We start from the raw sequence: 22,403 nt of genomic DNA on the forward strand, positions 1-22,403 counted from the left end.
ATGCCGGTATTCTACTGGAAATTGCGCCCTTTGGGCATGACCTTGCCGGGCGCGCGGGCCAGCTCCTCGTAGTCGCCCGCTGCCGATGCCGGCGGAGAGGGAAGGCGCACGACATTGCTTCCGGCATTCTCTGTTGCACCACTTTCGGAGAAGTCCCGCACGAACCTGGCCTGTTCCGAAAGGTCGCCGAGCCAATGGGTCAGGTCCTCGAACCTGTCGGCCACAATATGGATGACATCGGATTCCGACTGCAGGCGTCCGTCGACGCGGATGAAACGTCCGCCCATGACCATGGGTCGGAACCGGTTGAAAACCCGCGGCCAGACGATGACATTGGCGACGGCCTGCTCATCCTCCAGCGTCAGGAAAATGGCATTGCCGTTGCCTGGCCGCTGGCGCACCAGCACGAGACCGGAAACCGAGACACGCCGGCCGTCCGGCACCGCCGAGAGGCGGCCGTTCGGCGTAACCCCCGCCCGGTCGAGGCGCGGGCGCAGGAAGGAGACCGGATGCGCCTTGAGCGAAAGGCCAAGTGAATCGTAATCATGGATGACATGCTGGCCGAGCGGCATGACCGGAAGGTCCGTCCTGGCCTCGTTGTCCGCCAGTCCCAGATGCGGGCGGTCGAAGAGCGGCAGGCGTCCGGCGGCGCTTCTTGCATCGAGCGCCCGGACCGCCCAAAGAGCCGCGCGACGGTCGAGGCCGAGCGAGCGGAAGGCGTCGGCCTCGGCCAGCCGCTCGATCTCGTCCCTGTCGAGGCCGGAGCGCAGCCACACATCGCGCACCGATGCGTAGCCGGCGCCGCGACGGGCGACGAATTCGACCATGCGTTTTTCCGGCAAGCCCTTGATCTGGCGGAAGCCGAGCCTGACGGCATGACGACTCCGGATGACGTCGCGCATTCCGGCATGGCGGGGTGCGATGCGCGCTGCGTCGAAAGATGTTTCCTCGAGCGTGCAATCCCAATCGGAGAGATTGATGTCGGCGTCGCGAATCTCGACACCATGTTCGCGAGCGTCGCGCACCAGCTGGGCGGGCCTGTAGAAACCCATGGGTTGGGAATTGAGAATCGCGGCGCAGAAGACGTCGGGATAGAAGGTCTTCAGCCAGCACGAGGCATAGACCAGCAGGGCGAAGGCCGCGGCATGGCTTTCGGGGAAGCCATATTCGCCGAAACCTTCGATCTGCTTGAAGCAGCGTTCGGCGAAGTCCCTTTCGTAATCCCGCGCGACCATGCCCTCGATCATGCGCTGGCGGTAATTGCCGATCGTGCCGGTACGCTTGAAGGTGGCCATGGCGCGGCGCAACTGGTCGGCCTCGTCCGGAGCGAAGCCGCCGGCTACTATGGCGATCTTCATGGCCTGTTCCTGGAACAGCGGTACACCAAGCGTCTTGTACAGGATCTCCCGCAACTCGGGCTTGGGATATTCGGCGGCTTCCTTCTTTTGCCGCCGACGCAGATAGGGATGGACCATGTCGCCCTGGATCGGGCCTGGCCGCACGATCGCCACCTCGATGACGAGGTCGTAGAATTCGCGGGGCCGGAGCCGCGGCAGCATGCTCATCTGGGCGCGGGATTCGATCTGGAAGACGCCGAGCGTATCGGCCCGGCAGATCATGTCGTAGACGCGGCTGTCCTCCGCGGGGATCGTCGCCAGCGTCAGTGGTCTGCCGTGTCTGTCCCGTTCGTCGTAATGGGTTTCCAACAGGTTGAGGGCGCGGCGCAGGCAGGTGAGCATGCCGAGCGCGAGGATGTCGACCTTGAGGATCTTGACCGCGTCGAGATCGTCCTTGTCCCACTCGACCATCTTGCGCTCGTCCATGGCCGTCTTGACGATCGGCACGATCTCGTCGAGCCGATCCCGGGTGATGACGAAGCCGCCGACATGCTGGGAGAGATGGCGGGGGAAACCGAGGATCTCGTTCGCCCTGGCGATCACATGCCGCGTGACCGGGTCGGTGCGGGCGAGGCCGGCGGCATTCGTCTCCTTCTCGCCGAGTTCCGAGGATGACCAGCCCCAGATCGAGCCGGAAAGCGCGCCCATGACATCGTCGGAAAGGCCCATCGCCTTGGCCACCTCGCGCAAGGCCGAGCGTCCGCGATAGGTGACAACCGAAGCGGCGAGCGCGGTGCGCTTGTTGCTGTATTTTTCGTAGATGTAGGCGATCACCTCGTCGCGGCGCTCATGCTCGAAATCGACATCGATGTCCGGCGGCTCGCCGCGCTTTTCGGAAATGAAGCGTTCGAACAGGCAGTCGATGATGTCGGGCCCGACCTCGGTGATGCCGATGCAGAAACAGATGACCGAATTGGCGGCCGAGCCGCGACCCTGACAGAGAATACCCTCGGAGCGCGCAAATTTCACGATGTCGTGGACGGTCAGGAAATAGCGCGCGTAGTTGAGCCGTTCGATGACGCCGAGCTCGTGCCGGATAAGGCTCTCCACCTTCTCGGGCACGCCGCCGGGATAGCGGACGTGAGCCCCCTCCCAGGCGAGCCGCTCCAGTTCGGCCTGCGGTTCGAGGCCGGATTCGGTGGGCTCGTCGGGATAGTTGTATTCAAGCTGCTTGAGATCGAAGGCCAAGGTCGCCGCAAAACGCTGCGTCTCGGCGAGCGCCTGGGGATAAAGCCGGAAGAGCCGGGCCATCTCCGAAGGTGTCTTCAGGTAGCGCTCGGCATTGGCCCTGAGTTCGAATCCCGCTTCGGCGACCGGGACGCCGAGACGGATCGCGGTGAGCACGTCCTGCAGGGGGCGGCGTTCCGGTGCGTGGTAAAGCACGTCATTGACCGCCATCAACGGCAGGCCGAGGCTTGCCGAAAGGGCGGCGGCCTGCTCCAGCCGGAAACGGTCGTTCCCGGAATAGTCGGGCGAGACGGCGAGCCACAAGGCGTCGCCGAAACGGTTCTTGAGAGCATTGAGGAAGGCTGCGTCCTCCTCCCCATGAACGGCAAGATCGGGCAGGACGGCAAGCGACATGCGGTCGCCCCATTCGAAGAGGTCGTCGCGACGCAGGTCCGGATTGCCTTTCTCGCCGCGCATATTGGCCTCGGTCAGCATGCGGCAGAGATGGCCCCATCCCGCGCGGTCCCGCGGATAGGCGAGAATGTCGGGTGCGCCATCCGAAAACACCAGCCTGCAGCCGGGATGATAAGGGATCTTGTCCACCTTCGCCTGCTGCCAGGCGCGCACCACACCCGCCACCGTATTGCGATCGGCGAGGCCGACGGCCGAGAAGCCGAGCAGGCGAGCCGAGACCACCAGCTCTTCGGGCTTCGATGCGCCGCGCAGGAAGGAGAAATTCGACTGAACGGCGAATTCGGCATAGGGAATGGCCGCCGCCGCGTTCATGCGAAGATCCCGTGCATGTACCAGCGCGGCAAGGCCTGCTTTTCGCCGTAGAAGCCTTGCCGATAGAGCCAGTAGCGGCGGCCGTCCACATCCTCGACGCGGAAATAGTCGCGCGTGGCGGCATCCGCGCCTTCACGCCACCATTCCGGCGCGATGCGCTCCGGCCCCTCGGCGCGAGCGACATGGTGGAGGGCGCGGCGCCAGCGGAAACGCGCGGGCGGTCCTTCGGGAATCTCGGCCATGACCTCGACCGGCTCCGGATAGGAAAAGAGCCGGATGGGCCGTTCGAGTGGAGCGTATGGTCCCCTTGCCGCCTTTCCCCACGGCGCGGCATCGGAGAAGGGGACGACGACCCCGGCCCTTTCCGGGTTGTGGCTCTCGACAAGGACGGGTTGCAGCACCGCTTCGTGACCGAGCCGGGCGCGCACCCGGTCGGCGAAGACGGCCAGCCCTTCCCCCTCTTCATCTTCAGTGCCGCCGAGATCGGCCTGAGCGATCTCCAGATTTGCCGATTGCAGCACGGAAAGCCGGATGAGATCGAAACCGTAACCGGCATCGATCGACGCTTCGGCCGCGGCCAGCCGCTCATGGAAGAGGCGCCGCACGAGACGCGGCTCGCGTATCGGACGCGATGTGCCGACGGCGATGCGGCGGACATCACCGTCGACCCGGAACAGGGCGAGTTCGAGAGCGCGCGCGCCCTCGCCGCGCCGTTCGAGATCGGTCTTGAGCGTCGTGGCGAGGATGAAGGCCAGTTCCTCGATATATTCGACGAGCGTGATCGGCTCGGGCAGATGCCGTTCGGCCGAGAGAGCCGCGACGGGCAGGCGCGGCGAGATCGCCTCGTCGATCCGGCCGAGCGCCTGGTCGAGCCGAATCAGGAGTTGCTTGCCGAAGCGCCGCGCCAGCGGCGCGCGGGGTGCCGTCATGATGACCCCCGCCGTCCTGAGACCGACGCTTTCCAGGCCACTGCGGGTCTCCAGGGGAAGCCGCAGCGCAGCGAGCGGCAAGGGTGCCAGCTTGTCCGCCTCGTTCCCCGGCGCAATCGGAGGGAGCGAAAAACGCGCTGCCGCCCAGGCCGCGCCCGGCGTCGAGGCAAGCCCCGCCCGCACGGCGAAGCCCTGGTGGAACAGGCGCGCCAGAAGATCGTCGAGCATCGCCTTTTCGCCGCCGAAGAGGTGGGCGCAGCCGGTGATGTCGAGGAACAGCCCGTCGGGACCGTCAAGCGCCACCAGCGGCGTGTAGCGGTCGCACCAGTCGGCCAGGCTTTCGAGCAGCCGCCGGTCCGCTGCCGGATCGGCCTCTTCCACCTCGATTGCGGGATGCATGGCGCGAGCATCGGCCAGCCCCATGCCGCGCTTCAGGCGTAGCGCCTCAGCCTGTTCGTCGAGGGCGGCGATGCGCTGGGTGTTGTTCTCGCGATGGCTGAAGACGAGCGGCGGCCTGGATTTCCGAGGGCCTGAACGCCAGGACCGTCCCAGACGCTGACGCAGGACGCGCTCGGCGCTGAGATGCGGGAACCATAGAGCCAGGATCCTCTGGCCGTCTTTCCTGAAAGGCGAGCTCATGGGGATTCCATTCCAGTACGAATTGACCGGCAAGGGCGGACCGGCTCTTGTCCAAGGTGACGGCATAGGCCGCTTGGCCGATCGAGCCGGGTAGGGGGCCGGCCACCGTGCTGCGCGGCGTGGCGGGCGCGGCCGAAACGAGGAGGCGAAAGGGGGCGGCTGTCGGTTCCGCCCCGGCGGATTGGCGCAACAGGAAGACCGGACGGCCGGCGATTTGCGCGCGCCGGTGCAGGCGCCGCGTCGCGGTCAGGTCGAGGATCCGCGGATTGCCGCGCACTTCCAGGAAAACGGCCGAGAGTTCGCTCAGCCGCGCGGCCTCTTCCGCGATCCACAACGCGTCGGCAAGCTTGCGTATGTCGCAGACGAGAAGATCGCCGGGCGAGAGGCCGCAAAAGGCGAGAAGACCCGGCGCATAGGGAAAACCCGCCTCCGAGAAAGCTTCGCCGGCGCCGATCCACAGCACGGGCCGCTCGGCATGCCGCCGCCTGGCGAGACCGGCCATGCCCAGTGCGAAACCTGCCGCGGCGCCGGCATCGCGGGGGTCGGGGCCGTGGATTTCGGTGAGCGCGGCATCGGGCAGGCCGCCGCCGAGAGCGGCGTCCAGGTGCTCGGCTCCCGTCCTGAGCGTGCTGGAAAGTTTCGATTTCACGGCAAGTCCGGACTCGCGCAGGATCACGCCGGCAACCATGGGCGCCGCGGCCGGGGTTTCGAGGCGCTCGGGTAAGACGCCCTCGATCTTCGCGATGGTCCGGCGCAGGGACAAAATGGTTTCCCGCGCCACGGCGGAAGTCGCCATGTCGGTCTGCTCTACGATGTGTTCTCGTTATGTTCTTATGGATTCCAGAGGCTGCCTCAGGAGTCAAGCACGCTTAAGGGGAATTTATTCCTGGCGCTCCTCGCGAGATTTCCCTGGCCGCAGCATGCCGACGCGAGAAATGCCGGCAGAGCACCCTTACGGCGCTCTATCTTTTTATTTAGCCACATTTGTGCGACGCCAGATGTCCCACTTGGCTGCAAAATGCTCTAGAGGCTCGAAAGCCACGGACGAAAGGGCTATATGCCGCCAAAAGGACAAAGAATGGCCCGTATCTATCAAACCCGTGCCTGGCACGACCAGCTATCTCCGTCGATCGAGGAAATCGAGCTTCTGGCCCTGGAGGCCTATGCGCATCTGCCGGAGGAGTTCCGCAAGCTTACCGGCGAGATCGTCATCCAGATCGCCGAATTTCCGACCGACGAGATCATGGACGACCTGTCGCTGGAGACGCCCTTCGACCTGCTCGGCCTGTTCGAGGGACGCGGCATCGCCGAGCGCTGGAACCCACAGACGGGCGAGGGCCCGAATCGCGTCACGCTCTACCGGCGGGCCATCCTCGACTATTGGGCCGAGAACGAGGAAACGCTGGGCACCATCGTGACCCATGTTCTCATCCACGAGATCGGCCACCATTTCGGCCTTTCCGACGACGACATGGAACGGATCGAGGAAGAAGCCGAGGAGGCTACGGCGTCGCCGACGTGAGAAAATGCGGGCTAGCGCTTCATCCGGCGCCTCGTCGCCTCGTCCACCAGGGCGCGGAGCTGCTTGATCAAAGGGTGCTTGTCGGTCTGCTTCAGCCCATAGGCGAGATTGAACCCGTAATCGAAATCGGGAGCGTTGCGGCCGATGACGTGCTGGAGCATGGTCTCCAGTTTGTCGAAGCCCTTGGCGAGGATCGCTTCGGGCGAGGCGCCAGCGTTATACTCGTCCCACAGGGCCAGGATCTCCTGCCGCAAATCTTCCGGCAAGGGCGCGCCTAACCGGACGAGATCCGATCGCTCCCGCTCATGCCGGCCGTCGTCTCCCTGCTGATGGATCGCGGGGACGTCGCCCGAGATGGCTTCGCCGAGATCGTGCACGATGCAGAGCTTGAGGAGCTTGAGGCGATCGCAGTCGCCGAGCTCACGGTCGAACATCATCACCATCAGCGACAGCCGCCAGCTATGCTCGGCCGTGCTTTCGGCGCGGCCTTCCGACGTGGTGCCGCTCCGCAGCGTATTTTTCAGGCGTTCCGCCGCCTGGAGGAAGTCGATGATGCCGAGGAAGCGGGAGGGGTCGGATTCGTTTCGTTGCGTCATGGCGGCAGGATAGCCTGGCCCACGAAATCCGCTAGCGGCTCAATAATCCCCGAGCTTCATGCCGGGCTCGTAGTCGACGCCATCGATATCCTTCACCACCGCCTGGCCGCAGCGCATCGTCTTCGTCTCCGCATCGAAGCCGTAGGTCGGCGAACCGAACAGATGCCAGCCATTGTTCAGCGCGGCCGTCACCTTGTGACAGAAGCTGGCGTCGTCAGGGCCCGTGAGGAAGCGGTAAATTTTCATGATCTTGCTCCGCTATTCCCTGCCGCTCTGGCAAGAAGCCTTTCCGCCTGTTCGAGATGCAGCCGCTCGACCATGCGACCGTCGAGCGAGATGACGCCCTTGCCGGCATTTTCGGGCCTGTCGAAGGCCGCGACGATGCCCTCGGCCTCCGCGACCGCCGCAGCGGAAGGCGAGAAGGCCGCATTGGCCGGGGCGATCTGGGCCGGATGGATCAGCGTCTTGCCGTCGAAACCCATGGCGGCGGCTTCGCGGCACTCGGTCTCGAATGCCGCGAGGTCGCGGAAATCGTTGCTGACGCCGTCCAGAATGTCGAGCCGCCCGGCCCGCGCGGCGAGCACCATCTGCATCAGCCAGGGCGTGAGATAGCGGCGATCGGGCGTCACAAGCACGCCGGTTTCCTTGACGAGATCGTTGGTGCCGGCCACCAGGCAGACGAGCCGCGCCGCCGGCTCGCGGCCGAGTTCGGAAATCGCACCCATATGGATGAGCGCCCGCGGCGTCTCGACCATGGCCCAGAGCCTTATCTCCTCCGCTCCGTCGATCGCGGCCAGCCTGTCGGCGGCGTCGAGAATATCGCGCGGCGTCTCGACTTTCGGCAGAAGGATCGCTTCGGGTCGGAGAGCGGCGGCAAGCGCCAGATCATCCGGGCCCCATTCCCCCGACAATGCATTGATGCGGATGACGGTCTCGCAGGCCGGCCGCGCGGCGAAGAACTGCCTCAGCCTGTCGCGCGCCGACGCTTTCTCGCCGGGAGCCACGGCGTCCTCCAGATCGACGATCACCGCGTCGCAGGCGAGCGAAGGGATCTTCGACAAGGCCTTTTCATTGACGGCAGGCACATAGAGCACGGAGCGGCGGGGACGGAAAAGCTGCATGGTGCGATCTAAGCAGATTTCGGAAAAGTGTCCCACGGTTTTCCCACCACAATCTGCGGCAAAAGTAGCTAAGCAGGTGAAGCGTGGGCGAAGCCACCCAAGCCTGCTTAGCCGCCTAGGGCTGGCCATGGCAAGCCGCCTCTTTTCCGACGATTTCGCCCGAAAATTTCCTTGTTTGCGCCATTCCGTTCTCATGGCAGGCTGCGAAACTTTGTCACCATGACCAAAGAGCCCGCCCTTCCCCGATGGTCCTTGCCCGCACGGCTGGCGAGCGATTCGTGGTGGCTCGTCGCACCGCCGACACCGCGCCCTTCAGGCACGGTCCTTCCCTTCATTCGCCGCACTCACCCGGAGCGTTGCTGTCTTGCGGTACGCGTCGTCGAGCGATCCGCAAGCTGGACCGTCTGAAACGGGTCCGATGGTACGATCGATCCGATTGACTTCGGAACCCGGACGCGCTTCGACATCATCGATCCGGCCGCCGGACTGCGACCGGCGCTGATGCAAGAGGAAAGACAGGGCATGCGTTATGACGTCGTGATCGTCGGGGGAGCGATCGTCGGAAGCTCGGTAGCTTATTATCTGCGCGAGGAGGGCTTTACCGGGAGCATCGCCCTGATCGAACGCGATCCGCAATTCGCCCATGCCGCGACCACGCTGTCCTGCGCCTCGATCCGCCAGCAATTCTCGATCCCGGAAAACATCCGCCTCTCGCAATTCACGCTCGGCCTGTTTCGCCGGTTGGAGCAGGAGTTCGGCCCCGACGCCGATATAGGTTTCCGCGAGAATGGCTACCTCATCCTCGCTTCGGAGGAAGGCCTGCCTGTTCTCCAGGCCAATCATGCCGTCCAGGCCGGCGAGGGCGCCGACATCGTGCTGGAGGATGCCGCGACCCTGAAGCGCCGCTTCTCCTGGCTCTCCGACGAGGGCATCGTGGCCGGCGCCTTCGGCCGTAGCGGCGAGGGCTGGTTCGACGCGCACGCCATGCTCGGCCTGTTGCGCAAGGCGCTGCGGACCAAGAGCGTCGACCTGGTCACGGCTTCGGCGGTCGGCATCGAACGGGCCGGCAACCGGGTGACGGCCGTGTCGCTGGGCAATGGCGAAAGGCTGGAAGCCGGCACTATCATAAATGCCGCCGGTCCGAACGCAGGCGTCGTCGCGGCCATGGCAGGGATCGAACTTCCGGTCGAGCCGCGTAAGCGCAACGTCTTCGTCTTCGAGGCGCGGGAGCGTTTCAGCGACATGCCGCTGCTCGTCGACCCGACCGGCATCTATGTACGGCCGGAAGGTTCCGTCTACATCACCGGCGGAGCGGAATCCGAAGAGGGCGAGACTGCGGCCGACCCACAGGATTTCGATCCGGCCTGGCCGCTTTTCGAGGAGGCGATCTGGCCCGTACTCGCCACGCGCATTCCCGCCTTCGAAGCGATCAAGGCGACACGCGCCTGGGCCGGTCATTACGACTACAACACGCTCGACCAGAACGCCGTCATCGGTCCGCATCCAGAGGTCGGCAACTTCATCTTCGCCAACGGCTTCTCCGGCCACGGCCTGCAACAGGCGCCGGCCGTGGGCAAGGCGCTGGCGGAATTGCTGGTCCACGGCGGCTATCGCAGCATCGACTGCTCGGCCTTCGGTTACGAGCGCATCGCCGAGGGTCGCGCCTTCAGAGAACTCAATGTGATCTAAGGTCAAATTGACAGTTCTTCCGGATTGGCGTGAAATACTTACGCAGGTTTCGGAAAAGTGTCCGATGGTTTCCAAGGAAAAACCTGCGACGAAGGGAAGAGGCTAAGCAGGGTAAAACGTGGCAGAGCCCCACGCGAGCCTGCGAGGGATGGCTGCGCCCGCCCGGTAAGCGCAGCCCTGAGGGTCTCCAATGGTCGGCGCGTTTGGTGAAAAGGCGTTCCTGGGCCAGGCCAACGGTCCGGAGGTCGAACTCGTCGTTTACGGGACGGAGCTCTACGCCAGATACGAAACTCTCGATGGGTATTCCGTGGTCTACGACGCGACGCTGGGACTCTTCTGCTATGCGCGGGTCGTCGCTGGCGGCTTCCAATCGACGGAGGTGCCGGTGACCTCACCACCGCCTCAGGGCCTCGAGCGGCACGCCGTCGAATCCGACAATGTGAGAATGGAGAAAATCAAAGAGCGCACGCTGCAGCTCGAGCAGCGGTCGCGCGCCTCGCCGAAACGGGAGTGATCGATGAGCGCCATATTCGGTGAAGTTCTGACTTTGGGACAGGCGAATGGTCCGGATATCGCGCTCAAGATTTTTGGCGACGAGCATTACGCCCGATACGAAAACCTCGACGGCTATTCAGCTGTCTATGACGACGAGCTCGGGCTGTTCTGCTATGCGCGCCTTACGGCGGCGGGAAGCTTCCGTTCAACCGGCACGGCCCTTTCGCGACCCCCACCGCAGGGCCTGCCCCGCCATCTCCAGGAATCACGCCGGACGGTGGTGGCCCGCGCGGAGGCACGAAAATTCCGCCGCGCCGCCATGGCCGGTGGCGACATGCACGAGGAAGCCGTCGTGCGCACCCTCGGCCCCAATCAGGGACTGCTGGAAGGCAGGGTCCTTTCCATGGGTGCGATCAAGGGACTGACTATCCTCGTGAACTTCCAGGATCTTGCCAGCACCGTCTCCCGAGCGGATGTGGAAGACCTCCTGAACGGAGATAATTATACCCGCAACGGCAACATCTGTTCGGCAAGGGAGTATTTCCGTCGTGTCTCCAGCGGCAAGCTCGATTACACCAACGTCGTCGTCGGGCCTTATACGCTGAGCAGGAACCGCGAATTCTACGTCGACAATCTCCTGGTCGAAGAGGCGCTGCAGCTCGCCGTCGCGGACGGACTCGATCTCAAGCAGTTCGATTCGCAGAACGAAAACGTCGTCGACGCTCTGAACGTGCTTTATGCCGGCCAGACCCAATATCGCGGGGAGCTGTGGCCGCACAACTGGCACATCGATTTGCGCTTCGGGAACATGCGCACCGATCTCTATCTTCTCACCAGCCTCGGCCGCACACCGGCCGATCTCAGCATCGGTACCTTCTGCCACGAGAACGGCCATCTGCTCTGCCGCTTTCCGGACATGTACGACTATGGCGAACGCGACGAGGACAGCGTCGCCAGTGCCGGTATCGGCAGCTATTGCCTGATGGGCTCTGGAAACCATAACGACAATGGGCTCAGCCCCTCGCCCGTCTGCGCATATCTGCGCGATCTTGCCGGCTGGTGCGACAACGAAATCGAGCTGAACGCCTCTGCCGCCCACGAGGCGCGCCATGGCGACTACAATACGGTGATGAAGTATCGTACGTCGCGGCCGAATGAATATTTCCTCGTCGAGAACCGGTCGAGGATGGGTCTCGATCGGGGCCTGCCGTCCAGCGGGCTTGCCGTCTACCATTGCGACATTCTCGGCTCGAACGAGTGGCAGCAGGGAACGGCCGACAAACATTATCAGTGCGCCCTGCTACAGGCCGACGGCCGCCGCGATCTCGAGCTCGACGCGAACAGAGGCGACGGCGACGATCTCTATGGCTCGATTGCGGGTATAGCCTTGTCGTCCACCTCGACGCCGAATTCGAGGGAATGGGACGGCCGCGATTCCGGACTGATCGTCTCCGACATCTCCGCGCCGGGGGAAATTATCAGCTTCGCCGTGGGCGCCGCGGTCTCCGACGTGGTCGCCGCCGGTGCCGCCAGCCCGATGTTGTCCATTCCGGACGACAAGGCGGCGGGTGTTTCCAGCACGATCGCCATCGCGCAATCGGGTACGGTCGCCGAGCTCAAGGTGAGCGTCGACATCAAGCACAGCTATATCGGCGACCTCAGGGTCGTGCTCACCTCGCCGGCCGGGCGAAGCACGGTGCTTCATCCCCAGCTCGGAGGTTCCGCCGACAATCTCATCACCACCTACAGTTCCGCGGTTCCCGGTATCCTGGACGACATGGTGGGACAGCCGATCATGGGCGTCTGGACGCTCAACGTTTCCGACCGGGCCAGGGTCGATGTCGGCAAGTTGCGCAAGTGGAGCATCGAGCTGCGGTCGAAGCCGGTTCCGCCAGTGGCGTAAGCAAGGCCTTTTCGATGGATCGAGAGCCGACGCTACGGATACTTCGAGGGACCGCCGGATTTTCTCAGGCAACGAAGGAGCAGACCAACAGCGATCAGGGAGGATGACATGGCGAGCTGGCGCCCCGACCCGAGTTTCTACCCATCTCCACGAATGGCGGAGAAGGCCAAGGCCGAGACCATCGCCTATGTGGCGATGTTCGATCCCCAGAGAAAGACGCCGGACGGCATCGCCGTCGTCGACGTCGACCCCGGAAGCAGTTCCTATTCCCGCATATTGAGCACGGTGGCTATGCCGAACGCCGGCGACGAGCTGCATCATTTCGGCTGGAACGCGTGCTCTTCCGCGCTCTGCCCCAACGCACCCCATCCCCATGTGGAGCGCCGGTATCTGGTGGTGCCGGGGCTGCGCTCCTCGCGCATCCATATCCTCGACACCAAGCCCGATCCCAGGAACCCTCAGATCGTCAAGGTCATCGAGCCCGAGGAAATCGCCGAGAAGACGGGCTACACGCGCCCGCACACGATCCATTGCGGCCCGGAAGGCATCTATGTGACGGCGCTCGGCAATGAAGAGGGCAAGGCGCCGGGCGGCATCTTCCTGATGGATCACGACAGCTTCGAGCCGCTCGGCCGCTGGGAGATCGATCGCGGCCCGCAGCAGTTTGCCTATGACGGCTGGTGGCATCTCGGCTACGACACGCTGATCACCAGCGAATGGGGCACGCCCGACACCTTCGAGGAAGGGCTGGTGCCCGAGATCCTCCTCGGTTCCAAATATGGGCGACGCCTGCATTTCTGGGACCTGAACAAACGCAAGCACATCCAGGAAATCGATTTCGGGGAGGAGCACCAGCTCGTTTTCGAGCTTCGCCCTGCTCATGACCCGACCAAGCCCTACGGCTTCGTCAATTGCGTGATCAGCCTGAAGGACCTGTCGTCGTCGATCTGGACGTGGCATCGCGACGGCGACAAATGGGCGGTGAGGAAAGTGATCTCGATACCGGCCGAGCCGGCAAGCGCCGACGACCTGCCGCCGATGCTGAAAGGCTTCGGTGCCGTGCCGCCGCTCGTCACCGACATCGACCTCTCCATGGACGACCGCTTCCTCTATGTGTCCTGTTGGGGCACGGGCGACATGCTGCAGTACGACGTCACCGATCCGCTCGACCCGAAGCTTACGGGCAAGGTGCGGATCGGCGGGATCGTTTCGCGTGCCACCCATCCCGGAGCCAGGAATGGAAAGCTGAGCGGCGGACCGCAGATGGTCGAGATCAGCCGCGACGGCAGGCGCGTCTATTTCACCAACTCCCTTTACGGGGCTATCGACACGCAATTCTATGACGGTGGTTTCGACGGCTGGATGGTGAAACTCGATGCCAAGCCGGGTGGCGGCATCGAATTCGACGAAAAGTTCTTCATCGATTGGCCGAAAGGCCATCTGCCACACCAGATACGTCTCGAGGGCGGAGATTGTTCGTCGGATTCCTATTGCTACCCGTAGGGAGCACGGGATGACGCAGAGCCTCGCGCCATGGCTTGCCATCGCCGGGCTCGGCGCCTTCCATGGTCTCAATCCGGCGATGGGCTGGCTGTTCGCCGTGGCACTCGGCATGCACCGGCAATCGCGCACGGCCGTGTTCGCGTCATTCGGGCCGATCGTGCTCGGCCACGCGCTGGCGGTCGGCGCGGTGCTCGCGGCTATCCTCGCCTTCGGCGTCTTCCTTGATTACGGGCTGCTCGCGCGCCTTGCCGGCGCGGTGCTGATCGGCTGGGCGGTATGGCATCTCGTCTATGGCCATCGGCGGCGTGTACGCATCGGTCTGCAGGCGGGGCTTCTCGGGCTGACTCTGTGGTCGCTACTCATGGCCAGCGCCCATGGTGCCGGCCTGATGCTGCTGCCGGTCGTCATGCCCTTGTGCCTGGCCGATGTCCCTGGCGGAGAATTGACGGTCCAGGCTTCGATCGGCACGGCGCTGACGGCGCTCGGCCTTCATACGGGAGCCATGCTTGTCGTGATCGCCGCCATATCCCTCACGGTCTATGAATGGCTGGGCCTCGCCTTCCTGAGGCAAGGCTGGATCAATCTCGATTACATCTGGAGCGCCGCGCTGGTGGCGAGCGGCGCCTTCCTGATCGCCTCATGAAGGGCTAGAGCAATTCCAGCAAAAGTGCGTGGCGGTTTTGCGTCCGGAGTTGCGTAAGAACAAATAGATAGAGCGTTTCCGCGGTTCGAAGAAAAGCGGAAATGCTCTAAGGCTGATCAATCGAAGTCGAATATCTCGCCCAGAAGCGATTTGCGCTTCTTGTGGGGGCGGTGGTGATCGCCGCGATAGCGATCGTCGTCCCGGTAGGAGCGATGGTCATCGCGCGCGTATCTGTCGTTTTCCCGCGAGGCGTATTGCCGACCTTCGTCCAAAGCGGCGCGCGGCTGCTCCTGCGCCGCCGAACGCTCGATGATCTTGTCGAGCTCACCGCGATCGAGCCATACGCCCCGGCATTTCGGGCAATAATCGATCTCGATGCCCTGGCGTTCGGCCATGACAAGATCGGAGTTGTCGATGGGACACTTCATTGGCGTTCCTCTGCTGGCATTTCACGGGAGATAAGGGCTCGACAGATGTATTCAAGGCGTAGTGACGACGGGGGTATGTCGCGCTGGCTCTTTGATTTCGGCGCAGCCTTGTGTAAAGCGTGCAAGTAATTTGAACCGACGGGCCAACGCAATGGACAAGTTCACGAAGCTCACCGGGGTCGCGGCACCCTTGCCGATCGTCAATGTCGACACCGACATGATCATCCCGAAGGACTACCTCAAGACGATCAAGCGCACCGGCCTCGGGGCAGGGCTCTTCGCCGAGAAACGTTATCTCGAGGATGGTTCGGAGAACCCGGATTTCGTGCTCAACAAGCCGGCCTATCGCAAGGCGCAGATCCTTGTCGCCGGTGACAATTTCGGCTGCGGGTCGAGCCGCGAGCACGCGCCTTGGGCGCTGCTCGACTTCGGCATTCGCTGCGTGATCTCGACCAGCTTCGCCGACATCTTCTACAACAACTGCTTCAAGAACGGCATTCTGCCGATCACCGTCAGCCCGGAAGACCTGGAAAAGCTCATGGACGACGCTTCGCGCGGCGCCAATGCGACGATCTCGGTGGACCTAGAGGCCAAGGAAATCCGCGGTCCCGATGGCGGCGTGGTCAAGTTCGATCTCGATGACTTCAAGCGCCACTGCCTGTTGAATGGGCTCGACGACATCGGCCTGACGATGGAGAAGGCCTCGGCCATCTCCGCTTACGAGCAGAAGGCTGCGGCCAGCCGTCCCTGGGCCTGATCCCAGACGACCCGCGGCGCGGCTGTCCGCCGCGCCGGTTTCATGACGGGCTGCTTGGCCTGATGCGGCCGTCGCAATTCCTCTCGGCGGAGGTGAGACGATGCGGCTTCTAGAATCGCTGCTGTTTTCGATCGGCATGCTGTCCGCGGGCATCGCCTTCGCCCAGGGGACTGTTCCCGAAGAGATCTCCTTCGAGGGCGGCAAGTTCACGATCACGGAAACCAGGGATCTCGACAAGATCCTCGCCTATGAAGGGCGGGAAATCGCGCGGAACTACGTGATCTTTTACGACCGCACGGTCGAAGTCGAAGGCATGCAGGTCGCGCTGTTCGCGGTCGGTGACGGGGGCAATGCCTGCGGCACCGCGACGGTGATCGCCTGGAAGCCGGAGGAGGGCGGGATCAGGAGCGACATCGTCGGCGAGGAATGCGGTTCGCCACCCGCGGCCGTCGCCGACAGCGGCATCTATTTCGTGCCCTACCTCATTCCCGGGGCTTCGGGAGTGGTCGAGGCCTGGTCGCCAAGGGATGGCGTCAGGGTCGCCGGCACGCTGAGCTTTGCGCCGCAGCCCGGTACGCAGTGGTCCGATCTCGATCCGGCCGGGTTCGAGACCATCACCGATGCCATGCACAACGAGGCCGTCTACGCGGCGGCCAAGACACTGCTCGGCGACAGCCTGCTCGGCGTCATGACCGGGTTGCAGGTCGGGGGCGGCCCCGCCGTCACCCCGTCGGGCATCATCTATGCCAGCGGGTGCGTGCCGCACGCCTGCGGCACCTCCGACGCGTTCATGGCCGTCGATCCCAAGGGCCAGAAACTCTATTTTGCACAAGAGCGCGACCAGCCGGAACCGGCCGCATGGCCTGAGATCGGCACCTGGCCGGCTGATCTCAGGCAAGCGATGCGGGACGGATTCGACCGTCCGCAATAGAGAGGGCATCCATGCGCAAGCTTATTTCCACCGGGTCGCCTTTCGAGAAGACCGCCGGCTATTCACGCGCCGTCGTCCAGGGCGACTGGTGCTTTGTCTCCGGCACGACCGGCTACGACTACATGACAATGACGATGCCGGAGAGCGTCGAGGAGCAGACGCGCGCCTGTCTTGCGACGATCGTCGCCGCTTTGGAGGAAGGCGGCTTCTCGCTGGCGGACGTGGTGCGCGCGCATTACTACGTGACCGACCAGGACTATGTGGACCGGGTATTCCCGATCCTGGGCGAAGCCTTCGGCGACATCCGGCCGGCAGCGACGATGATCGTATGCAAGCTCAACAAACCCGAGATGAAGATCGAGATCGAGGTTACGGCGCTGCGCCGGCCGGCGTAGCCAGCCTTTTCCGATCCATCGTACGCCCCTTGCGAAACCGTCTTGCCGCGTTTAGCAAGGGCGCGATTTTCCGCACGGTTCGAAGGATCTCATTATGGCATCGCGTAAGCTCCTCCTCCTCCCCGGCGACGGCATCGGCCCGGAAGCCATGGCCGAGGTCAAGAAACTCATCGCGGTGATGAACGCCGATCTCGACGCGGGCTTCGAGACCGAGGAAGGCCTTGTCGGCGGCTCGGCCTACGACGCGCATGGCCAGTCGATCTCGGAAGCGGACATGGCCAAGGCGCTCGCCGCCGACGCTGTGCTGTTCGGCGCGGTCGGAGGGCCGAAATGGGATGGCGTTCCCTACGAGGTGCGCCCCGAGGCAGGCCTGCTGCGGCTACGCAAGGACATGCAGCTTTTCGCCAATCTACGCCCGGCGATCTGTTATCCGGCGCTCGCTGCCTCGTCGTCGCTGAAGCAGGAAGTGATCGAGGGCCTCGACATCTTGATCGTGCGCGAGCTTACCGGCGGCGTCTATTTCGGCGAACCGAAGGAGATCATCGATCTCGGCAACGGTCAGAAGCGCGGCATCGACACGCAGGTCTACGACACCTTCGAGATCGAGCGTATCTCGGGTGTCGCTTTCGAGCTGGCGCGCACGCGCAGCAACAAGGTGTGCTCGATGGAGAAGCACAATGTGATGAAGTCGGGCGTGCTCTGGAAAGAGGTCGTCGCCCAGACCCACAGGGCCAGATATTCCGACGTCGAGCTCACCCATATGCTGGCCGATGCCGGTGGCATGCAGCTCGTGCGCTGGCCCAAGCAGTTCGACGTCATCGTGACCGACAATCTGTTCGGCGACATGCTGTCCGACGTCGCCGCCATGCTGACTGGTTCGTTGGGCATGCTGCCCTCGGCCTCGCTCGGCGCGCCCGACGCCAGGACCGGAAGCCGCAAGGCGCTCTACGAGCCGGTGCACGGCTCCGCGCCCGACATCGCCGGCAAGGGCATCGCCAATCCGATTGCCATGATCGCGTCCTTCGCCATGGCGCTACGCTATTCCTTCGGCATGGTTGCCGAGGCGGACCGGCTCGAAGCGGCGATCGCCGGCGTGCTCGACGACGGCCTGCGCACCAAGGATATCACGTCGCCGGGCAAGACCGAGATCGGCACCGCTGCCATGGGCGACGCCATCGTGGCACGCTTCCGCGCCGCCTGATCAACCATAGAAGCCGATAAACCGCCCGGCGAAGAGCACGCCGAGCCATAGCAGAACCGAACAGACCGCCGACAGCCGCATCAGCGGCGTCGGCGGTTTTGTTTCGGAACGGCCTGCCTGAAGCCAACTGAAGAACAGGAAGTTCGCGATCGCCGCCGCGATCAGCGTCAGCTTCAAGAGGAAGACAGGCGAGGCGGCGTAGTCGCGGGCACGGACAGCAAATATCGTAATGCCTGTCAGCACGGCGACCGCGAAGGCGAAAAGCGCCACCCGTCGCAAAAGCCGCTGGAAGGGCGAGGCGGGCATCGAGGCGAAAGCGCCGAGCAGGCGGAAATCCATCAGCAGGACGCTTGTCACCAAGGCGCCGATGGCGAGGACGTGAAGACCGTTGACCACCGGATAGGCGACAAAGGAGCTCTTCAAGGCCGCAACGGCGGACAGCTTCTCGATCGCCCCGAGCAGTTCGTTCATGTCGCGCCGGTCAGTCGGTCGGCGCGCGATCGGGATAAACGTCGTAAGTCTTGCCGTTGACGACGATGCGCACGGCCTTCATGCGCCGCTCCGCCTGGTCGCGGGAACGGTTGCCGATGGCCGTGACCTCGTCGCCCGGCTTGGCGGAGGCTTCGGTGAAGCCGGCCCGCTCGGTCGCGCGAGGCGGCGCGAGCTCGACCTTCCAGATCTCGCCCTTCACGTCGACGTCCAGCGTGGCGTGGGGATTGCCGACATAGACGGCGCGGATCTCGCCTTTCAGCTCGGACAATTCCTCCACCGTCCAGGACCAGCCGTGATGGGCGATGGCTGGAGCCGTTGCCAACACCATGGCCGCTGCCACGACGACGCTTCGCCAACGCAGGTCGGAAAGCGAATTTCCCATGATCGTTCTCCTGCGGCATAACCTTCGCAGGGAAGGTATGGGCCGTAGGCGAAGGGTCAAATCAAAAACGGCGGAGCGGTGGCTCGCACCGCCGTTTATGTCGGGCAACGCGGTTGACACGAAGGAGACTCCTCGTTTATGAGCCTCTCACAAATTCGGGCGCGTCTTCGGGCGCGCCCTTAAAGTTCGGCCCGCGAACGGGCCTCGACCGACGGGCTAGAACAATGAAGATCAAGAACTCGCTCAAGGCTCTCAAGGGCCGTCATCGCGACAACCGCATGGTCCGCCGCAAGGGCCGCATCTACATCATCAACAAGTCGGCTCCGCGCTACAAGGCGCGCCAGGGCTGATCCCCGATTTGCTCGGGCCCTGTGTTTGGGGTCTCGGCACCGCATCACGCGAAATTCAATTTGACGCTCCGCTGTCAGGGAATAGTTTCCCAAACATGCGGAGCGTTTTTGCCTGTCTTCTCCTTCTCGCCGTCGCCGGCCCTGCTCCAGCGGTCGCGGCCGATTCCGAGACTGCCGCGCCGGCAACTGCTCCGCCGAGCGCGCAAAGCCGACTGGACAAGTTGTTCGCCGACCTGAAGCGCGAACGCAACGAGAAAGCCGCCCAGCGCATCGCCGATCGGATTCGCGAGCAATGGAACAAATCCGGCAGCGCTTCCGTCGATCTGATGATGTTGTGGTCAGCCGAGGCGATGGACGCGAAGAAATTCGACGTCGCGCTCGACTTCCTCGACCAAGTGGTGACTCTTTCGCCCACCTATGCGGAGGGGTGGAACCGTCGGGCCACTGTTCATTTCATGATGAACAACTACCAGAAATCCATGGCCGACATCGAGAAGACGCTCCAGTACGAGCCGCGCCATTTCGGCGCGTTGGCCGGGATGGCGCAGATCCTCAGCAACACCGGGCGCAAGGAACTGGCGCTCGAAGCCTATCAGCGCGTGCTCGACATCTATCCGATGATGCGCGCGGCGCAGTCGGAAATAGCGACGATCTCCGAAGAACTCGCCGGCGAAGGCATCTGACCGGGTAGGCTGCAGTTCGCGGCCGAAGGGCCCGCGCTCCACCGACAGGCTACAGCGACTTCGAACTGCTGCTCGCGACCTTCAGCGGCGATCCTTGCTTCTCTTCCTTCAGCAATTCGTCGATTCGCTCCCGTTCGCGCTTGAAGGCCTCGAGGTCGTTGCCCTTGAGCACTCGGCCGACCGGCAGGCGCACGCGCATCGGATCGACCTTGCGGCCGTTCACCATCAACTCGTAGTGAAGATGGTCGCCAGTGGCGAGGCCGGTCGAGCCGACATATCCGATGACCTGGCCTTGGCGGATCCGTGCCCCGGGAACCACCCCCTTCGCGATCGCGCTTTGATGGTTGTAGGACGTCTCATAACCGTTGGCGTGGCGAATGATGGTCTGGCGCCCATAGCCGCCGGCCCAGCCTGCCTTCTCCACGGTGCCGTTGCCTGAAGCGATGATGGGTGTGCCGCGCGGCGCGGCCCAGTCGACGCCGGTATGCATCCTCGTATAACCGAGAATGGGATGGCGGCGCGAGCCGAAGCCGGAACGGAAGGTGCCGTTGGGGACAGGATTGCGCAGCAGGAATTGCTGGGCGCTGCGCCCTTCCTGGTCGAAATAGTCCACCGCGCCGTCTTCCATCTGGAATCGATAGAAGGTGCGCGTATTACCGCCGAAAGTCGCAGAGACGTAGAGAAGCTCGGATTCCTCCGACACTTCGTCATTGTCGTCGGGCTGGGAGAAGAAGACCTCGATCCGATCGGTCGGATTGATCCGCGACTGATAATCGACGTCGGAGGCGAGCAGCTTGATGAGCTGCGTCGTCATCGCCTTGGACATGCCGTAGGAATAAGCGGCGCGATAGATGCCGTCATAGACAGTGGGCAGGTCGCCGCGCACCCTGACCGGCGGCGGCGAATCATCGAAGGCGGTCAGGATCTCCGGATTGGGTTCGGGCTCGCCGGCCGGCACATATTGCTGGCGATCGTCCAACGCGATCGTCACGACGTGCTGGGTGCGATTATACACGCTGGTGCGCACGACCTTCGCCACGTCGCCGCGCACTTCGAGCCCGACACGCAGCACAGTGCCTTCCCGCAGCGTGTCGGCGTTCAGGAGCTTGGCGATCGCCTCGGCCATGTCGGTGGCGTCAGGACCCGTATAGCCTGATTCGGCAAGGGCCTCGGCGATTTTGCGCGGCGTGTTGAAGGGGATGATCTCCTCTGCGAAGGCGAGGCCCGCCTGGTCGCCGGAGCTGCGGGGCGTGACCGACACATTCTCCTGGACGATCTTCACCCCATAGGTGGCAAGCGCCTGGGTGGCGAGCGATTCGCCGAATCGCTCCGGATCGACATAGTGCAAGGCAGCGACCTGGACGTCGCCATCCGTGAGAATCGCACCGGTGTTGCGCACGACAGCCTCGACCTCGTCGGCCGAAAGTGCGCTCTGTTCATCGAAGGCGGCGGTTTCGAAAGGGAAGTCCACCGTCTTCAGGCTCATTTCGCTCTCGACCTTGGCGCCATAGAGGGTGCCGGTGGTCGGAGCCTGGTTGGCTGCGCCGTCCTCGGCGAAGACCGAAAGCGGGTCGAAGGGCGGATAGCTGCGGCTGGTGGTGTGGCTTGCGGCCAGCGCCATCTTGATCTGCACGAAGGGCATGGTGCGGATCACGTCACGGTCGCCGACGCGACTGACCGTCGACAGTTCCATGCGGCGGCGATCCTTGGTCCGGGTGATCTGGCGCGTCGGCGCGACCCGGTCGGTCTTGGCCTCTTCGCCGGCCTCGCTCTTGTTGCCCGGCATCACGAGCTCGGCGATCTCTGGGGGCGTCGCCAATTGCTCTCGCCCGTCGAGGGCGGCGAACAGCGCTACGCCCATCAGAACGCTCGACGTGACGCCGGTCAGGAACGTGCCTGATAGCCACCGCGCCGAAACCTCACGCCGATCCGGCGGGCCGCTGCGCCCGTCGGCGATCAGCGGAGGCTCGTTGCCGAGCCCGGCTATGGTTTCGACTTCATCTTGCATGCGAAACGGCGGATTCGTCCCCAGTCGGCAGGCGCATTATGTTAATTGCCATGACAATTGCCTGTCATGACAGTCGAAGTCAACGAAGGCTGGTCGAACGCGCGATTTGCCGTCACGTTCAGCGGCCTAACGGCCAGCCTGTCCCCCAGGCGTTCGCGGACCCGGTAGGGATGGGACGCCAATGGGGCGGGAATAGGGCCTTACAGCGGCGGGGCGGAATGTGATCGGCGGCCCCGCGCCAGGAGGGCGCCATCGAGGCCCCGGCCAAGCCGGCATCCTGTGGAACTTCGCCTCTTCGTCCTTCTTATATGGAGAGCGAACGCCGCTCCCCTGTCTTTTGAGCCTTTTGATATCCGGTTGAGGTTTTTGGGTTTTTTGTCATTGTT

General features: G+C 63.8%; 22 protein-coding genes. 12 read left to right on the forward strand and 10 right to left on the reverse strand.

Going from position 1 to position 22,403, the window contains the following annotated elements:
- Positions 1 to 11: 11 nt before the first annotated feature.
- From ACCO56_RS32095 to ACCO56_RS32105, 3 genes are read right to left on the reverse strand one after another with little or no spacing between them, the layout of a single operon-like run.
- Positions 12 to 3,350 carry an error-prone DNA polymerase gene (locus ACCO56_RS32095; protein ID WP_433645036.1) on the reverse strand — a complete coding sequence of 1,113 codons (3,339 nt, stop codon included), beginning with the start codon at positions 3,348 to 3,350 and terminating at the stop codon, positions 12 to 14.
- Positions 3,347 to 4,843: a DNA polymerase Y family protein gene (locus tag ACCO56_RS32100; RefSeq protein WP_433645056.1), complete on the reverse strand. Its 1,497-nt coding sequence runs from the start codon at positions 4,841 to 4,843 to the stop codon at positions 3,347 to 3,349. Before ACCO56_RS32100 ends, ACCO56_RS32095 begins: the two co-directional genes overlap by 4 nt.
- Positions 4,725 to 5,714, reverse strand: a complete 990-nt coding sequence (locus tag ACCO56_RS32105) for an ImuA family protein (RefSeq protein ID WP_433645037.1) — start codon at positions 5,712 to 5,714, stop codon at positions 4,725 to 4,727. The genes ACCO56_RS32100 and ACCO56_RS32105 overlap by 119 nt, the downstream gene beginning before the upstream one ends.
- A 282-nt stretch (positions 5,715 to 5,996) precedes the next feature.
- On the opposite strand from ACCO56_RS32105, the gene ACCO56_RS32110 reads away from it, so the two are divergent.
- Complete coding sequence (locus ACCO56_RS32110; protein WP_433645038.1) at positions 5,997 to 6,440, forward strand: metallopeptidase family protein; 444 nt, start codon at positions 5,997 to 5,999, stop codon at positions 6,438 to 6,440.
- Between the two features lie 11 nt (positions 6,441 to 6,451).
- On the opposite strand, the gene ACCO56_RS32115 is transcribed toward ACCO56_RS32110, so the two are convergent.
- Genes ACCO56_RS32115 through ACCO56_RS32125 form a run of 3 tightly spaced genes read right to left on the reverse strand, consistent with a single transcriptional unit; the run spans position 6,452 to position 8,157 of the window.
- Positions 6,452 to 7,036 carry an HD domain-containing protein gene (locus tag ACCO56_RS32115; RefSeq protein WP_433645039.1) on the reverse strand — a complete coding sequence of 195 codons (585 nt, stop codon included), beginning with the start codon at positions 7,034 to 7,036 and terminating at the stop codon, positions 6,452 to 6,454.
- A 39-nt stretch (positions 7,037 to 7,075) separates the two neighbouring features.
- Positions 7,076 to 7,282, reverse strand: coding sequence for a DUF1737 domain-containing protein (locus tag ACCO56_RS32120; RefSeq protein WP_433645040.1), 207 nt, complete (start codon positions 7,280 to 7,282; stop codon positions 7,076 to 7,078).
- Complete coding sequence (locus tag ACCO56_RS32125) at positions 7,279 to 8,157, reverse strand: HpcH/HpaI aldolase/citrate lyase family protein (protein ID WP_433645041.1); 879 nt, start codon at positions 8,155 to 8,157, stop codon at positions 7,279 to 7,281. Before ACCO56_RS32125 ends, ACCO56_RS32120 begins: the two co-directional genes overlap by 4 nt.
- A gap of 522 nt (positions 8,158 to 8,679) precedes the next feature.
- Between ACCO56_RS32125 and ACCO56_RS32130 the strand changes: the two genes are divergently transcribed.
- From ACCO56_RS32130 to ACCO56_RS32150, 5 genes are all read left to right on the forward strand, one after another.
- Entirely contained in the window at positions 8,680 to 9,846 is a 1,167-nt protein-coding gene (locus ACCO56_RS32130; RefSeq protein WP_433645042.1) for an NAD(P)/FAD-dependent oxidoreductase, read from the forward strand.
- Positions 9,847 to 10,036: 190 nt separating this feature from the next.
- Positions 10,037 to 10,360, forward strand: coding sequence for a hypothetical protein (locus tag ACCO56_RS32135; protein WP_433645043.1), 324 nt, complete (start codon positions 10,037 to 10,039; stop codon positions 10,358 to 10,360).
- 3 nt (positions 10,361 to 10,363) lie between these two features.
- Entirely contained in the window at positions 10,364 to 12,244 is a 1,881-nt protein-coding gene (locus ACCO56_RS32140) for a M6 family metalloprotease domain-containing protein (protein ID WP_433645044.1), read from the forward strand.
- Positions 12,245 to 12,352: 108 nt separating this feature from the next.
- Positions 12,353 to 13,747 (forward strand): selenium-binding family protein, encoded by a 1,395-nt coding sequence (locus ACCO56_RS32145; RefSeq protein WP_433645045.1) that lies wholly within the window; start codon positions 12,353 to 12,355, stop codon positions 13,745 to 13,747.
- A 10-nt stretch (positions 13,748 to 13,757) separates the two neighbouring features.
- Positions 13,758 to 14,390 carry a hypothetical protein gene (locus tag ACCO56_RS32150; protein ID WP_433645046.1) on the forward strand — a complete coding sequence of 211 codons (633 nt, stop codon included), beginning with the start codon at positions 13,758 to 13,760 and terminating at the stop codon, positions 14,388 to 14,390.
- A 116-nt stretch (positions 14,391 to 14,506) separates the two neighbouring features.
- Here ACCO56_RS32150 and ACCO56_RS32155 read toward each other — a convergent pair whose 3' ends face one another.
- Positions 14,507 to 14,818: a zf-TFIIB domain-containing protein gene (locus ACCO56_RS32155; RefSeq protein ID WP_433645047.1), complete on the reverse strand. Its 312-nt coding sequence runs from the start codon at positions 14,816 to 14,818 to the stop codon at positions 14,507 to 14,509.
- A gap of 151 nt (positions 14,819 to 14,969) precedes the next feature.
- Between ACCO56_RS32155 and leuD the strand changes: the two genes are divergently transcribed.
- The 4 genes from leuD to leuB all read left to right on the forward strand — a co-directional run bounded on the left by leuD (position 14,970) and on the right by leuB (position 18,102).
- Positions 14,970 to 15,575: a 3-isopropylmalate dehydratase small subunit gene (gene leuD, locus ACCO56_RS32160; RefSeq protein ID WP_433645048.1), complete on the forward strand. Its 606-nt coding sequence runs from the start codon at positions 14,970 to 14,972 to the stop codon at positions 15,573 to 15,575.
- Positions 15,576 to 15,675: 100 nt separating this feature from the next.
- Positions 15,676 to 16,506 carry a hypothetical protein gene (locus ACCO56_RS32165; RefSeq protein ID WP_433645049.1) on the forward strand — a complete coding sequence of 277 codons (831 nt, stop codon included), beginning with the start codon at positions 15,676 to 15,678 and terminating at the stop codon, positions 16,504 to 16,506.
- Positions 16,507 to 16,517: 11 nt separating this feature from the next.
- Entirely contained in the window at positions 16,518 to 16,901 is a 384-nt protein-coding gene (locus ACCO56_RS32170; protein WP_433645050.1) for a RidA family protein, read from the forward strand.
- Positions 16,902 to 16,995: 94 nt separating this feature from the next.
- The gene (gene leuB / locus ACCO56_RS32175) at positions 16,996 to 18,102 is read left to right on the forward strand and encodes a 3-isopropylmalate dehydrogenase (RefSeq protein WP_433645051.1); all 1,107 of its coding nucleotides are present in this window, start codon (positions 16,996 to 16,998) and stop codon (positions 18,100 to 18,102) included.
- Here the strand turns inward: leuB and ACCO56_RS32180 are convergent, their stop codons facing one another.
- Both ACCO56_RS32180 and ACCO56_RS32185 read right to left on the reverse strand, forming a co-directional pair.
- A complete protein-coding gene (locus ACCO56_RS32180; RefSeq protein ID WP_433645052.1) occupies positions 18,103 to 18,573 on the reverse strand; it encodes a DUF6644 family protein in 471 nt (156 codons plus the stop codon).
- A gap of 10 nt (positions 18,574 to 18,583) precedes the next feature.
- Positions 18,584 to 18,976, reverse strand: coding sequence for a DUF6152 family protein (locus tag ACCO56_RS32185; RefSeq protein ID WP_433645053.1), 393 nt, complete (start codon positions 18,974 to 18,976; stop codon positions 18,584 to 18,586).
- 224 nt (positions 18,977 to 19,200) lie between these two features.
- Between ACCO56_RS32185 and ykgO the strand changes: the two genes are divergently transcribed.
- Both ykgO and ACCO56_RS32195 read left to right on the forward strand, forming a co-directional pair.
- Positions 19,201 to 19,326 (forward strand): type B 50S ribosomal protein L36, encoded by a 126-nt coding sequence (gene ykgO, locus ACCO56_RS32190; RefSeq protein WP_106773163.1) that lies wholly within the window; start codon positions 19,201 to 19,203, stop codon positions 19,324 to 19,326.
- Between the two features lie 95 nt (positions 19,327 to 19,421).
- A complete protein-coding gene (locus ACCO56_RS32195; RefSeq protein ID WP_433645054.1) occupies positions 19,422 to 20,009 on the forward strand; it encodes a tetratricopeptide repeat protein in 588 nt (195 codons plus the stop codon).
- Positions 20,010 to 20,058: 49 nt separating this feature from the next.
- On the opposite strand, the gene ACCO56_RS32200 is transcribed toward ACCO56_RS32195, so the two are convergent.
- Positions 20,059 to 22,017, reverse strand: a complete 1,959-nt coding sequence (locus tag ACCO56_RS32200; protein WP_433645055.1) for a M23 family metallopeptidase — start codon at positions 22,015 to 22,017, stop codon at positions 20,059 to 20,061.
- Positions 22,018 to 22,403 lie beyond the last annotated feature (386 nt).

This window comes from Mesorhizobium sp. 1B3 (genome assembly GCF_050958605.1).
Lineage (GTDB): Bacteria > Pseudomonadota > Alphaproteobacteria > Rhizobiales > Rhizobiaceae.